The sequence below is a fragment of the Acinetobacter populi genome, from assembly GCF_002174125.1.
Classification (GTDB): Bacteria; Pseudomonadota; Gammaproteobacteria; order Pseudomonadales; family Moraxellaceae; genus Acinetobacter; species Acinetobacter populi.
The window spans coordinates 236120-250699 of the sequence record NZ_NEXX01000004.1; the positions used below are offsets into that span (position 1 = coordinate 236120).

A 14580-nucleotide genomic window follows, 5' to 3' on the forward strand; every position below is an offset into this window, starting at 1 on the left:
TAAATTAGGCTTGTTTAGTCTGGTATTGTTGTTTTACCCAATTTTGATACTCACCACTTTGTACTCGTTGCACCCAATCCTGATTATCTAAATACCACTGTACTGTCCTACGCAAACCTGTTTCAAATGTCTCAAGCGGCACCCAACCAAGATCCTGTTTGATTTTGCTGGCATCAATAGCATAACGCAAATCATGTCCCGGACGATCCGTCACATAAGTAATTAAATCCTGATAATTTACAACCCCTTGCGGTTTATTTGGTGCAAGCTCTTCAAGCAATTGACAAATCGACTTCACTACATCAATATTTTTTTGTTCGTTATGTCCACCAATATTATAAGTTTCACCTACTTTTGCCTCTGTCACTACTAGATATAAAGCACGGGCATGATCTTCAACAAATAACCAGTCACGAATTTGTGCACCATTACCATAGACAGGTAAAGGCTTACCAGCTAATGCATTTAAAATAACTAAAGGAATTAGTTTTTCTGGAAAATGATAAGGACCATAATTATTTGAGCAGTTGGTTAATACAACTGGTAAACCATAAGTACGATGCCATGCACGAACCAAATGATCTGAACTGGCTTTACTAGCAGAATACGGAGAGCTTGGTGCATAAGAAGTCGTTTCGGTAAACAGATCCTCTATACCTTCCAGATCACCATATACTTCATCCGTAGAAATATGATGAAAGCGAAATGCCTGTTTTTTATCGTCGTCCAGATTATTCCAATACTGACGTGCAGCTTCCAATAATTGATAGGTGCCAACAATATTAGTTTGGATAAAATCTGCAGAACCGGTAATTGAACGATCCACATGAGATTCTGCTGCCAAATGCATGACTACATCCGGTTGAAAATTAGAAAATAATTCATCAAGTGCAGTACGATCACAAATATCTGTTTGTGAAAATTGATAACGTTGATGTTCTGCCACACTTGCTAAAGACTCCAGATTTCCAGCATAAGTCAATTTATCTACATTTAACACGCTATGCGCTGTGTTATTTATAATATGACGCACAACCGCCGAACCAATAAATCCTGCGCCACCTGTCACCAAAAGTTTCATAAATTACCTTTTCTTAGATAAAATAATTTTTAAGTAAAAATTTATTGCAGTCGCAGTATTCGATCGTTTCTGCAAAGCAAACTGATAAATAGTATAATCTATAAAATAGTGAAACAACAAAAATTCAGTATAAAATACAGTTTATATGCAAGATATTTAGCATCGTTACACTGGTGATGAAAAATACTACAAAAAAACAATATTCAATTTTTTATTTACAAATAAATAAAATTGCAATATTTTTCAACTATAAATATGTAAATAAAGGACTTCAAATTCTAAATAAAAATAATATATTTTTCAAAAAATATAATTAAAAGATAGTTACTTCACATCAAGCGTGACTGAAAGATGGATTTGTGTTGCAAAGCCATTTATAATTCAGATTATCTAACAACTTTAATTAGAATCATAGGGTTTCAGTGTGCTTCAAAAGAATCCAGCTTTACTACTACTCACTTCATGCATTATAGCCTTATCCGGTTGTGCAACTGCTCCCGGTTTGCAGACATATGATTTGCCAGAACAGGGTGAGTTTCGTACCGAGCAGGGTGCAGAAATTAATGTAGTACAACTCAATCAGAATAATATTCCATCAACTGAAGCGATTACTCTGACATCTACAGCAGATATTTCTCAACTATTTCGTAATCAACATTATTTATATCGCCTAAGTCCGGGGGATATCCTCTCAATCCAACTCTGGGCTTATCCGGAGCTTACACCGCCAATCACAAATGCAACCGATGCCAAAAGTATTGGTTTTCCGATTGACAGTAATGGCTATATTTCCCTCCCTTTAGTTGGTCAAATCAAAGCAGCAGGTAAAACTGTACCGGAACTTAATCAATTATTAAAAAGACAATTTTCCAAATATTTAAAAACGCCTGATGTAATCCTTCGTGTATTGTCTTATGAAGGTAATCGCTATTATGTCAATGGACAGGTAATGAAAAGTGGCCAATACACTTTGAATGATCAACCTATTAGTGTCTATACTGCACTCAGTATGGCAGGTGGTGTAAACTCCGAAACAGGAGATAATACCTCCATTCAACTCATTCGTAATGGAATGACTTACGATCTAAATGCCATTAATCTTGAAAAAAATGGCTATTCTTTACACAAATTACTGATTCAGCCGAACGATACAATCTATGTCAATACTAAACAAAATCAAAAACTTTATGTGATGGGAGAGTCCAATAATAGCCAAGCAGTCGCTTTACGCGATCAAGGCATGACTTTAAGTGATGTATTAGGCGAAAGTGCAGGCATTAACCCATACTCGGCTAGTGCTGCTCGTATCTATGTTATGCGCTCTGATTTACAAGCTCGAACTTCAACGATTTATCAATTAAATCTAAGTAGTCTTGGTAATCTGGCACTTGCTAACCAGTTCCAGATGCAAAAAAATGATATCGTTTATATTGATGCAACAGGTTTAACACGCTGGCAACGTATTATTAACCAGATTATACCGTTCTCAAGTGCCTTATATTCATTTGATCAGCTAGGGAAATAGCATGAAGATTGAGAATATACTGGTGGTCTGTGTTGGAAATATCTGCCGTAGTCCAATGGCAGAATATTTTTTAAAACAAAAATTCCCAAATTTATCAATTAGCTCTGCTGGTATCTCGGGATTGATTGGACACCCGGCTGATGACAAAGCACTGCAATGTATGGATCGCTTAAATATTGATATGCGTTCTCATATTGCCAGAAAGCTAAACGCAGATTTAATTAAAAAAGCCGATTTAATTTTGGTGATGAGCAATAATCAACAGTCACATCTGGAAAAAACTTGGCCTTTTGCAAAAGGAAAAACCTTTCGCTTGGGACACTGGCAAAATCGTAATGTGCCTGATCCTTATCAGCATGATCAGGCTTTTTTTGATCAGACTTGTCTTAATATTCAATCTTATGTCCAAGATTGGACATCACATATTTAATTTAAAATAGTTGTATTCGCCATGACACAAAACTCTCAAGCCCCAGATGATACGATTGATTTAAAGGAATTACTTTTTTACTTAATAGCCCAGTGGAAAATTATTACACTATGCATTATTTTAAGTTTAATTTGTGCATTACTTTATTTACGGGTCGCATCTGATGTGTATTCTGTTGATGCATTAGTTCAGGTAGAAGAGGGTAAAAGTGCAGCATCTGCAGCATTACTTGGACAATTAGGGGACTTAAGTAATAATCTTGGCGGAAAATCCGAAGCACAGGCAGAAATTGAAATTTTAAGCTCGCGCATGATTCTAGGTCGAGTGATTAAAGATCTCAATCTAGATATCCAGATTAAAGATAATCAGGATACCTTGCTCTCTCGCTTGATTACACCCGAAGAAAGTGTATTACAATATAACCCCAATGGCGTAACCTATCAAAATAATCAGTCTTCTTTCCTCATTAAAAGTTTAAACGTGCCTGAATCTTATCAGGATAAAAAATTGATCTTAAAATTTTTAGATAGCAATCAATTTACAATAAGTTACAAAGATGCGATTTTACTTAAAGGTAATTTAAATCAAAAAAATACGCTTAGCTCCTCTAGAGGTAAATGGATTGTTGAAATCCACTCACAAAAAATCCCTCAACATGACTTTACGATTACAAAACAGGCTTTACCAACAGCGGTAAATTCAATTAGCAATGCTTATTCAGCTACTGAAAGAGGCAAAATGACAGGGGTGATTAGTTTAAATTATCAAGGTGAAGATCGAACCCACATTACTCAGGTATTAAACAATATTCTAACAGTTTACCATCGACAAAATATTGAGCGTAAATCACTAGAGTCAGAGCAGACATTAGAATTTCTAAACAAAAAACTGCCTGAGTTAAAGCAACAATTGACACAAGCGGAAATTGTCTTTAATGACTTCCGGCAAAAAAATCAGACCGTAGATGTCACCGCTGAGTCTGAACTGTTTTTAAAGCAAAATATTGCACTAGAAACCGTAAAACTTGAACTACAACAAAAACAAGCTGAAATGGCTGCTAGATATACACCAGACCATCCCCTAATGGCCGAAATTAATTCACAGTTGAAAACAGTGAATGATAAAATAGCAGAACTTAAACAATCTATTAATCGTTTACCAGAATTACAACGTCGCTATATGCAACTGTATCGTGATGTAGAGGTTCAAACAGAACTTTATACGGAACTGCTTAAAAGTTATCAGCAACTACAGGTTTCTAAAGCTGGTGAAATCGGTAGTGTACGAATTATCGATACAGCAGTAAAACCTGTTAAGCCAATTAAACCAAGAAAACTAATTATTTTAGTACTTTCCATTTTTGTTGGTGGTTTTATTGGGATACTGATTGCCTTAATGCGTAATCTATTAAGAACCGGGGTCAAAGATGCTACTCAGATTGAAAAGGAAATGGATTTACCAGTTTATGCCACTGTACCTCGTTCGCCGATACAAGAAAGTCGTATTTCTGTTTTAAGAAAGAAAAAGACCTTGCCTATTTTGGCAGTAAAACATGGTGATGATATTGCCATTGAAAGCCTGCGTAGTATTCGTACTGCCATTCATTTTGCGCTGGAAAATGCAAAAAACAATATTATTATGATCAGTGGGCCCGCACCAGAGCTGGGTAAATCTTTTATTGCCACCAACCTGGCCACTATTTTTGCCCAGAATGGTAAACGTACATTATTAATTGATGCCGACTTACGTCGTGGTTATATTCATAAATATTTTAATACCGATGCTTATCCGGGTATAGTTGAATATTTAACTGATGATGCAACATTAGAGCAAATTACCTATCATTCTTCTGTAGTCGGAAATCTGTCTTTTATCAGCCGGGGTAAAAGCCCAAAAAATCCTTCTGAACTTCTGAGTTCACAAAAATTTAAAGATTTTCTAGAACAACTATCAACACAATATGACTATATTATTATTGATACACCACCCGTACTGGCAGTGACTGATTCCATTATTATCTCACACTATGTTGGTATCAATCTGCTATTGGCTCGTTTTGGCAAGACCAATATTAAAGAACTTGAATTAACGGTTAATCGTTTTGAACATGCAGGAAGCAAGGTTAATGGTATTATATTCAATGATGTACAACGTAGTTCTGGTTCAAGCTATAACTATAATTATGCTTATGCCTATAAGTCTCATAAGGATGATTAATTAAAATCATACTTAGATCAACTTACTAAGCCATCATTGCTATTTCAATTGAAACAATGATGGCTTAATTATTTTAAAATCAGTGGATTAAATAAAATTTATATAGCAAACAGATAATCGGTCTTATTTTAACCAATTCACTCTATGCTTTATTGGTTTCTCGTCTAAACTCAGCAACAGCCCATCCCAAACATCCACCCAATAATGCAATAGGCAGTGTTTCGATTAAATAAAATTGCAAAAACAGTCCAGCCAAAAGAAATATAAGGCTGAAAATAGCAATATATAAGATACGTCTCATTTTGTAATCGTACCTTTTTAGGCCTGAAAACAAACACCTTAAGTGATTCGCACTTATTATAGAATTAGCCTTTTGTCTTAACAGATACTTCAAATAGCTTATTTAATTGCTAAATTCTTATTTTAAAAAACCATTCTGCGCCAAAAATGCCATACTAATGTTTGAGCTGTTATTTTGTTCTGCGGCTTTATTGCCAAGGATTAATCGTTCAAGATAACGGGCCAAAATATCGACTTCAAGATTGACCTTAGTACCTAATTTCCATGTATGGATATTGGTTCTTTCGGCAGTGTGAGGAATCAAATTTAAACTTAATAAATTGCCACGTAAATGGTTAATCGTCAGACTAATGCCATCCACTGTAATCGATCCTTTTTCTGCCAAATATTTTGCCAGTTCAACCGGGGCCGTGACCTCAAAATAAAGTGAACGCGCATCCTGTCGCAATAAGGTGATCTCACCAATAGCATCCACATGTCCACTAACAATATGGCCACCAAAACGGGTTGTTGGTAGCATAGCTTTTTCTACATTCACCACTTGTCCAGTTTTCCAATCTGCCAAAGTCGTGCGATTTAGACTTTCTCTGGAGACATCTGCCGCATACCAATCTGAACCAAAGTCAATGACAGTCAAACAAACACCATTGGTTGCAATAGAATCGCCTAAATGCACATCAGACATATCCATTGCAGTTTGAATACGCAGCCGCACATCACCACCAATATTCTGAATATTTTCAACCTTCGCTAGACTTTCGATAATTCCGGTAAACATGAATGACGTCCCATTTTTAATCATGAAATGCTGTAAATATTTAGTTCCTGGCAGTTTGCCACACTACCATAACGCCAACTGTGTATTGGGGCCGCTGGTATCCACGCCACCCAATTCTGCAAAATGATATAACTGTCCTAGTAATTGTCGCAATGGCGGTCCAGACTTTGCATGAGTATCGGTGATAACAATAAATTCCAGTACTCGGGCGCGCTCGGACTGACGCTGCTTACTGACCCGATAACGTGGCACATCCTGAGTTAATAACATCACTTTACCACGTGCCAGATTGGCTTCGAGTAAATCAGTAGGCGCAATATTACCATCAGTACTGTAGCTGGTAAGAATATAGCGTGCATTTATAGTTGCCAATAGTTTCTGGTAGGCTTCTTTGGCATGCTTGGAGGAGTTATAAGCACTTGGACGTTGTTTACGCCACGCACGATCAATACCGCTTTTAAAACCTTTGGTATCTGGTGAAGGCAAGTCCACTTGATCCCATAAAGTCAATGAATTTAAGACATGATAATTACTGCTATAAGCATGTTGATTATATGGTGGATCAAGATAAGCCACATCCACTTCAAAATCTGTCATTTGATTGGCAAGATGCTGAGCATCTACACACCACATTTCTGCCTGTAAACGCGCGGGATCACCGATTTCACAAAATTTACTGGGCGTGAGCCAAAGCAAAGAATCAATGCGCTCCAAAGCTGTTTTGGTTTTTCCACCCCAGCCTTGATGAAAACTCTTAAATACGCCGCTGGTATTACTGACAAAACTTGCCGAATATAATAATGGTGCCAGTAATGCACTCATTTCTACCGAATCAATTGCACCCTGTGTTTGCCATGTTGCAATCTGCTGACGAATGGCATCAATACGCATCCCATTACGACGTTTAAAGAACAGCCTATCCCGACTTGGATCATAAATATCATCATTACGAGGGCACAGGTTATGCGTGACCCAGCCTTTGACCTCAGGTAAACGATTTAAATAATCAATTGCAGCCTGATAACCACCCAACTGTTTAAATTCGGGTGCTTCGACACATGCCAATAAGGCATGATTCAAGGCGTGACTATAAGGTTCCCAGTCATTGGCAATAACCCGATAACCATTCTGGCGAGCAAGCCGAGACACCACGCCACTACCCGCAAAAAAATCGACAAATATAGGTGCAGCTTTGCCTTTTTTACGCTCTAGGGTACCTGTTTGTTCCAAGGCTTCTAAAATCAGGTGCAATAGACGACGTTTGTTCCCCAGATAGGGTACAAGTTGATGAAATAAATACTCATCTGTAGTACGTGCAGCATGACGACGCTTATGATATACGGAGACTTCGGCAGTCATGATTACTCGTAAATAGGTTTTAGTCTTAAACGGACATCGGGATGGATTTGAGTAATTTCAAATAAATTTAAATTTAAACGCTGTTGCATGGTGCTAAACGAAAATTGATTCAGTGGGCGAGCAGTTTGGCCCAAATACATTGGTGCAATGTATTGAATCACCTCATCCACCAATTTCTCTGTCAAAAAACTACTCACTAAAGTTGCGCCTGCCTCTACCAACACATCGTAAATTTGATACTGTGATTTAAGCAATCCTAGTAGATCAGTTAACGACTGGACTGGCAATTGTAGCACACCCAGCTTAGCTAAATCTTCACGATGTGGCGTCATCACCATCACAGTTTCAAGATTTTGTAAAACTTTGGCATCTAAAGGCAACCGACCTTGACGATCCAGAATAATGCGATAAGGTTGAACAATCTGATTTAAATCAATATTTTCTAAATGTCTTACATTAAGCTGGGCATCATCGGCAAGAATCGTTGCAATCCCGGTGATGACTGCCCCGCTAATCGCACGAAAATGCTGTACGTCCTGACGAGCTGCTTTCCCAGTAATCCATTTTGATTCACCTGATGCCATTGCAGTACGCCCATCCAGGCTTGCAGCAATTTTTAAACGCACATAAGGCAATCCGCCAGCCATCACTTTAAGGAAACCACGGTTTAATTCTATCGCCTGCGTCTCAAGTACACCGACAATTGTTTCAATATCTGCCTGCTGTAAAATCGCTTGACCTTTACCTGCAACCAAAGGATTCGGATCCAGAGTTGCGATCACAACTCGGCTCACTTTGGCCTTGACTAAGGCTTCTGCACACGGTGGCGTACGACCATAGTGCGCGCAAGGCTCCAATGTCACATAAGCTGTTGCACCTTCAGCCTGTTCGCCGGCTTCAGTTAAGGCAAAAACTTCCGCGTGTGAGCCACCAACAGGCGCCGTAGCACCACGTCCAATTATCCTGTCATTTTTAACAATCACACAACCTACAGCCGGATTAGGACGTGCACGATAAATTGCCGTTTTAGCTTGCGCTAGTGCCTCTGCCATCCATTTTTCATGTTCAGACATTATTTACTTTGTCCTGATGACGTATTCAATTCACGTTGCTGCATTTGCTCAATCTGTTTACGAAAAGCATCCACATTCTGAAAATCATGATACACCGAAGCAAACCGTACATAAGCGACATGATCCAATACATATAGTGATTGCATCACAATTTCACCAATGGTCAGGGATTTCACATCACGTTCGCCCAAACGACGAATTTTCTGCTGGATATCTGATAATGTTTCTTCAATCTGTTCCTGAGTAACAGGACGTTTTTGTAAAGCATGCATCAAAGAACGACGTAATTTTTGTTCATCAAAAGGTTCATTTTTGCCATTTGACTTAATCACCCTTGGCATCACCACTTCATAGCTTTCAAAGGTTGTAAAGCGTTCCCCACATTTCGTACACTCTCGGCGGCGACGAATTTGTGCACCTTGTGCAGCAAGGCGAGAGTCGATAACTTTACTATCAGGTGTATCGCAAAAGGGACAATGCATGATTTAGCTAAACATCTATTTAACAGATGTCATAGTGTAGCAAAAAACTAAAAATGATAGAACGTGTATTCAGACTTAGCAACAATTCAGACAAAATAAAAGCAGCCTTACGACTGCTTTTATTTCAATTATCGCTAACAATTATTTATTAAAGATTATTATTCAACACGTTCGCCATGTTGGCTAAGATCCAGCCCCATACGTTCATCATCAACTTCTGCACGGATACCAACCACCAGATCAATAACTTTCAGGATAATGAAAGTTAATACACCACTATAGACGATTGTAGCAACGACACCTTTGATTTGAATCCATAATTGTGTCATGACAGAAGCAGGCGCATCTGAACCCATAATAAATTCACTGGCAAAAACAGCGGTGAGCAATGCACCAACGATACCACCAATACCATGTAAACCAAATGCATCCAAAGCATCATCAGCTTTAAGAAGACGTTTAAGTCCAGTTACAGCCCAGAAACATACTACACCGCCAATCAGACCCATGACCAAACCACCGCCAACAGTCACAAAACCAGCAGCAGGTGTGATGACAACCAAACCAGCAATCGCACCGGAAGCAGCACCCAGAGCCGAACCTTTACCACGTACAATACGTTCCGCAGCCAACCATGATAATGCAGCAGCAGCAGCAGCAACCTGAGTCACAACCAGCGCCATACCCGCAGTACCATCAGCGGCATATGCACTACCACCGTTGAAACCGAACCAGCCTACCCAAAGAATACTCGCACCAACCAGTGTTAAAGTCAGGTTATGCGGTGCCATAGACTCTTTGCCAAGCCCCATACGTTTACCGATCATATAAGCGGCAACCAGACCTGCAACACCAGAGTTAATATGAACAACTGTACCACCAGCGAAGTCAAGTGCACCATCGCTGCCTAACCAGCCGCCACCCCAAACCCAGTGACAGATTGGCGCATATACAAGCACAACCCAAAGTGCAGAGAAAATCAAGAAGGCTGAAAATTTCATACGTTCTGCGACAGAACCACTGATGATCGCAACTGTAATGATCGCAAAGGTCATTTGGAAGATTACATCGATAATTTCAGGAATACCATCAACGGTATCAGAGGAAATTCCCGCCAGCATGATCTTACTGAAATCACCCATGAAGGCATTTCCTTCACCATAGGCAATTGAATAACCAATGATGACCCAGACCACACTCACAACCGCAGCAGAACCAAAGCTATACATCATGGTAGAAAGTACATTTTTTCTACGTACCATACCAGCATAGAACAGTGCCAAACCAGGTAATGTCATAAACAACACCAAAGCTGTTGATACGAAAATCAGCATGGTATCTGCTTTATCAAGTGGTGCTTTAGCTTCTTCAGCAGGGGCTGCTTCTGCGGTTGCTGCTTCATCAGAAGTTGCAGCAATCGGTGCGCTCGTATCATCTGCTAAAGTAATTTCAACTTTTCTAGAACTATTTTCATCACCAGCGACGATATCATCTGGTTTTTGTAACTCAATATTTGCATCTGCGACACCCGCAGCAACCAATGCAGCTTTTACATTTTCTGCACGATCTTTGGCAATTTTTTTATTGGTCTCAGCATCACCTGTACTATCGACATAGCCACTGAGTTTAAATTTTGCGTCAGGATTTGCCTTGGCATAATCCACAACGGATTGAATATCTGTAGCCGAAACAGCCGTTTCACCTAAGCCAAATTCAACACTTGCTGGTTGAAAACTTGCCACTGTTGATGTTGCGACAGGAGTTTGTACCGTAGCGGATTCTTCTGCCCAACTTCCAACTGATGTAAACAGCGCACCAGTTAAACTGAGTGCTAAGAGCATTTTTTTCATTCGTATCCCCAACCTCTTTGAATAAGTTGCTGATTTTCAATCAGCAAAAGTCATGCCATGTTTTAAACAGCATCAGAGCCAGTTTCGCCGGTACGAATACGAATCACTTGTTCCAGATTAGAAACAAAGATTTTACCATCACCGATTTTGCCAGTACTCGCCACGCTTGTAATCGCTTCGATTACACCATCAACCATGTCATCTTTAATTGCAATTTCGATTTTTACTTTAGGTAAAAAATCGACAACATATTCTGCACCACGATACAGTTCAGTATGGCCTTTTTGACGACCAAAGCCTTTGACTTCAGTTACGGTGATGCCTTGCACACCGATTTCAGAAAGTGCCTCACGAACATCGTCTAATTTAAAAGGTTTTACGATTGCTGTTACGAGCTTCATGTTATTTTCCTTTAGGTTTCTCATACCAATAGTTTTCTGTTCAATTTTCGTGCCAAGCTTTAGAAAAGGTTGGGGATATTTTTCAAAGCCAGCACAATCCATTGTCGTGAATATCTCATACAGTTTAACAGTATTGTATTTTTTATCCATCACTTAACTACCATATCAGCAAGATTTGTTGTATCTTGGAGGAAGATAAAACTTACAAATATAGGTTAAAGATCATGACAGCAATGCTTGATACTTTTGTAGATGCGTTACGGGAACAAATAGCCACACCAAAAGCAGATCTGGAAAAAAATATTCGTGCACTACTCAATGAAATGGTATCTAAAATAGACCTTGTCTCTCAACAAGAGCTGGATCGGCAAAAAATCGCACTAGAACAAGCCAATCTGCGTTTAAGTGCACTACAACAGCAACTAGATCAACTTGAAGATCGTATCAAACAGCTATAAATTGCCTTCTTTTTGATCAAAATAAACTTTAATAATTAAAAATGCACCAATATGGATCAATATGAGTTTTGCAAAGATATATTCACGCAGCGTTTTGGGATTAAATGCGCCATTAATTGAAGTTGAAGTCCATGTAAGTCAAGGTTTACCAGCCTTGACCATTGTCGGTCTACCTGAAGCAGCGGTGAGGGAAAGTAAGGATCGGGTAAGATCAGCCATCATTAATAGTGGCTTTCAGTTTCCAAATAAACGTCTTACGATTAATCTTGCCCCGGCAGATTTACCTAAAGATGGTTCGCGTCTTGATCTGGCAATTGCTTTGGGCATTCTGGTGGCATCAGGTCAAATTGATGAAAAAAATATAAATACGTTTGAATTTGTCGGTGAGCTTGCTCTAGACGGACAACTACGGGCAGTTTCAGGAATTTTAAGTATTGCCCATGCCTGCAAAATCTCTGGACATACCTTAGTCCTGCCGATGGATAATGCCAATGATGCATCATGTATTCGACCACTAAACGTTATTCCCACCGCAAATTTAAAACAGGTTTGTCAATTTCTTTGCCATACCATTCAAATCGAACCACATCAATATCAAATTCCCCCGCAGGAATTATTAAATCTCCCCGACCTCGCTGATGTTAAAGGTCAATTAAAAGCCAGACGAGCGCTGGAAATTGCCGCAGCCGGTGGACACTCTTTATTGTTTACCGGACCTCCGGGAACGGGTAAAACTTTATTGGCGTCCAGATTACCCAGTATCTTACCGCCATTATCCGATGAGGACAGTTTAGCTGTCGCCAGTATTTATTCGATTGCCAATATGCAGCATCCATTCGGGGTACGACCTTTTCGATCACCGCATCATACCGCTTCGGCAGTTGCTTTAGTAGGTGGGGGCTCACATCCCAAACCGGGGGAAATCACTCTGGCCCATTTAGGTGTGCTTTTTTTGGATGAGTTGCCAGAATTTGATCGCAAAGTGCTTGAAGTTCTACGCCAACCGCTAGAATCAAAAGAAGTCGTGATCTCACGGGCCTCCCGACAGGTTTGTTTTCCTGCCAATTTTCAGCTTATTGCAGCCATGAATCCCTGCCCCTGCGGTTATGCCTTTCATCATGATCAACGTTGCCAATGTTCTGCCGATGCCATCAAACGCTACAAAAATCGCATTTCCGGACCGTTATTAGACCGTATTGACTTGCATATCGAAGTCCCGCCATTGTCTGCACAAGATTTACAACAGCAAAAGGCAGGCGAAAACTCGGCAACAGTAAGAAAACGTGTATTACAGGCGCATCACAAACAAATACAACGACAGGGTTATTTAAACAACGAACTTTCTCCACAAGGTCTGGATCAGTTTGTTCAGTTGGATGTAATGAGCCAAAATATTCTGGCAGTTGCTCAACAAAAATTGCAGCTTTCAGCTCGCGCTTATCATCGAATTTTACGTGTCGCCAGAACCATTGCCGATTTAACTGGCAGTGAAACCATTTCCAGCATGCATATTACCGAAGCCCTTTCATATCGCCCTACAAATTAAATCAATACTGATATCTGTTTAATCATGAAATTAATTGAGAACTTATTATTTTATAATAAAAAAGCAGAACCTTATGTCCTGCTTTTCCTTATTGCATGATATGAGTTTAGAATGCGTAGCTTAAACCTAATACCACTTTGTTTTTCAGATCTTCATCAGAACGTGTTTTACCACCAATGATATAGTTCAGACTCCAATCAGCACCAGTTGTACCCAATGGATGACTTAAGCCCAGTGTTGCATGACGGAAATTAAATGTTTCTGTGGTATTTAAATCTGCTTCGTAATCGCCACTGTCTTTATAGTAATATAAGCCTACAGCCGCATTTAAAGTAAAATCTTTAGGTAAAGGATGAGAATAGCTACCCAGAATATAGGTATCACCAGCATTACCCCAAACAACATCTTGAGTAATAGTTTGTGTGGTTAAACTAAAATCTTTATAGTTTAAGCCCAATAATACTTCAAATACATCTGAATCAACATCAGACTCATAATAATAATAGTAAGTACCGCCCACTGTAAAACCTAGATCTTCAGTGATGCTACCGTTATAACCAATATTAAAATCGTTTTCAAATGCATCTCTTGAACCACTATCAGTCAGAGAATAATCCAGTGTAGAACCCCAATAGCCTAAATAAAAGCCTGATGGATGCGCATAATCAATACCACCCTGAATGGTTGCGCCATCATTTTCTAAATAATTAGTATTACCCCGTAATACATAATCAGAATAAACACCAATATTACCAGTGATTTCGCCAGGAAATGGTAATGCAGTATCATCTGCCATAGCCACACTAGATACCCCTGCTGCCAAAGCACCTGCAATTACTGTGAATTTGAAAGTCATGTTTGTTCTCCCCAAACGTCGTAACGCTTTAATTTATTCAGATAATTCTGACCTCAATGGGTATTTAGCAATTCCTATGCCAATTATAATTTTGAAAGGATAAATATTTAATAAATATAGTTTTTAATAGTTTAAACCATAAAGATGAAATAAATATTACAAATATTTATTGGGATCCGCTTAAGGTTACTTCAATCTCATATTTCATAAAAAGGAATAAACAT

At 39.0% G+C, this 14580-nt stretch carries 13 protein-coding genes and 1 pseudogene; 5 read left to right on the forward strand and 9 right to left on the reverse strand.

Annotated elements, in window-relative coordinates:
• Positions 1-4 precede the first annotated feature (4 nt).
• Positions 5-1081 (reverse strand): dTDP-glucose 4,6-dehydratase, encoded by a 1077-nt coding sequence (rfbB, locus tag CAP51_RS12260; RefSeq protein ID WP_087621049.1) that lies wholly within the window; start codon positions 1079-1081, stop codon positions 5-7.
• A gap of 424 nt (positions 1082-1505) precedes the next feature.
• Here rfbB and CAP51_RS12265 point away from each other — a divergent pair, with 424 nt between their 5' ends.
• The 3 genes from CAP51_RS12265 to CAP51_RS12275 are packed head-to-tail and all read left to right on the forward strand — an operon-like array spanning position 1506 to position 5253.
• Positions 1506-2606 carry a polysaccharide biosynthesis/export family protein gene (locus CAP51_RS12265; RefSeq protein WP_087621050.1) on the forward strand — a complete coding sequence of 367 codons (1101 nt, stop codon included), beginning with the start codon at positions 1506-1508 and terminating at the stop codon, positions 2604-2606.
• Between the two features lies 1 nt (position 2607).
• Entirely contained in the window at positions 2608-3036 is a 429-nt protein-coding gene (locus tag CAP51_RS12270) for a low molecular weight protein-tyrosine-phosphatase (protein ID WP_087621051.1), read from the forward strand.
• Between the two features lie 21 nt (positions 3037-3057).
• Complete coding sequence (locus tag CAP51_RS12275) at positions 3058-5253, forward strand: polysaccharide biosynthesis tyrosine autokinase (protein WP_087621052.1); 2196 nt, start codon at positions 3058-3060, stop codon at positions 5251-5253.
• Positions 5254-5671: 418 nt separating this feature from the next.
• On the opposite strand, the gene CAP51_RS12280 is transcribed toward CAP51_RS12275, so the two are convergent.
• From CAP51_RS12280 to glnK, 7 genes and pseudogenes are all read right to left on the reverse strand, one after another.
• Positions 5672-6331 carry a riboflavin synthase gene (locus CAP51_RS12280; protein ID WP_087621053.1) on the reverse strand — a complete coding sequence of 220 codons (660 nt, stop codon included), beginning with the start codon at positions 6329-6331 and terminating at the stop codon, positions 5672-5674.
• A gap of 63 nt (positions 6332-6394) precedes the next feature.
• Positions 6395-7690: a DNA adenine methylase gene (locus tag CAP51_RS12285; RefSeq protein WP_087621054.1), complete on the reverse strand. Its 1296-nt coding sequence runs from the start codon at positions 7688-7690 to the stop codon at positions 6395-6397.
• A gap of 2 nt (positions 7691-7692) precedes the next feature.
• On the reverse strand, positions 7693-8763 hold the full coding sequence (gene ribD / locus CAP51_RS12290; protein ID WP_087621055.1) for a bifunctional diaminohydroxyphosphoribosylaminopyrimidine deaminase/5-amino-6-(5-phosphoribosylamino)uracil reductase RibD: 1071 nt from the start codon (positions 8761-8763) through the stop codon (positions 7693-7695).
• Positions 8763-9245 (reverse strand): transcriptional regulator NrdR, encoded by a 483-nt coding sequence (gene nrdR, locus CAP51_RS12295; RefSeq protein WP_087621056.1) that lies wholly within the window; start codon positions 9243-9245, stop codon positions 8763-8765. The genes ribD and nrdR overlap by 1 nt, the downstream gene beginning before the upstream one ends.
• 158 nt (positions 9246-9403) lie before the next feature.
• Positions 9404-10732, reverse strand: a complete 1329-nt coding sequence (locus tag CAP51_RS12300; protein WP_425426813.1) for an ammonium transporter — start codon at positions 10730-10732, stop codon at positions 9404-9406.
• A gap of 27 nt (positions 10733-10759) precedes the next feature.
• Positions 10760-11095 (reverse strand): annotated as a pseudogene (locus CAP51_RS17710) (OmpA family protein); the annotation flags it as partial.
• Between the two features lie 62 nt (positions 11096-11157).
• Positions 11158-11496 carry a P-II family nitrogen regulator gene (gene glnK / locus CAP51_RS12305; protein WP_087621157.1) on the reverse strand — a complete coding sequence of 113 codons (339 nt, stop codon included), beginning with the start codon at positions 11494-11496 and terminating at the stop codon, positions 11158-11160.
• Between the two features lie 233 nt (positions 11497-11729).
• Here glnK and CAP51_RS12310 point away from each other — a divergent pair, with 233 nt between their 5' ends.
• Together CAP51_RS12310 and CAP51_RS12315 are read left to right on the forward strand one after the other, a co-directional pair.
• Positions 11730-11954: an accessory factor UbiK family protein gene (locus tag CAP51_RS12310; RefSeq protein ID WP_087621158.1), complete on the forward strand. Its 225-nt coding sequence runs from the start codon at positions 11730-11732 to the stop codon at positions 11952-11954.
• Positions 11955-12015: 61 nt separating this feature from the next.
• Positions 12016-13500: a YifB family Mg chelatase-like AAA ATPase gene (locus CAP51_RS12315; RefSeq protein WP_087621057.1), complete on the forward strand. Its 1485-nt coding sequence runs from the start codon at positions 12016-12018 to the stop codon at positions 13498-13500.
• A gap of 106 nt (positions 13501-13606) precedes the next feature.
• Here CAP51_RS12315 and CAP51_RS12320 read toward each other — a convergent pair whose 3' ends face one another.
• On the reverse strand, positions 13607-14356 hold the full coding sequence (locus tag CAP51_RS12320) for a TorF family putative porin (protein WP_087621058.1): 750 nt from the start codon (positions 14354-14356) through the stop codon (positions 13607-13609).
• Positions 14357-14580: the final 224 nt, after the last annotated feature.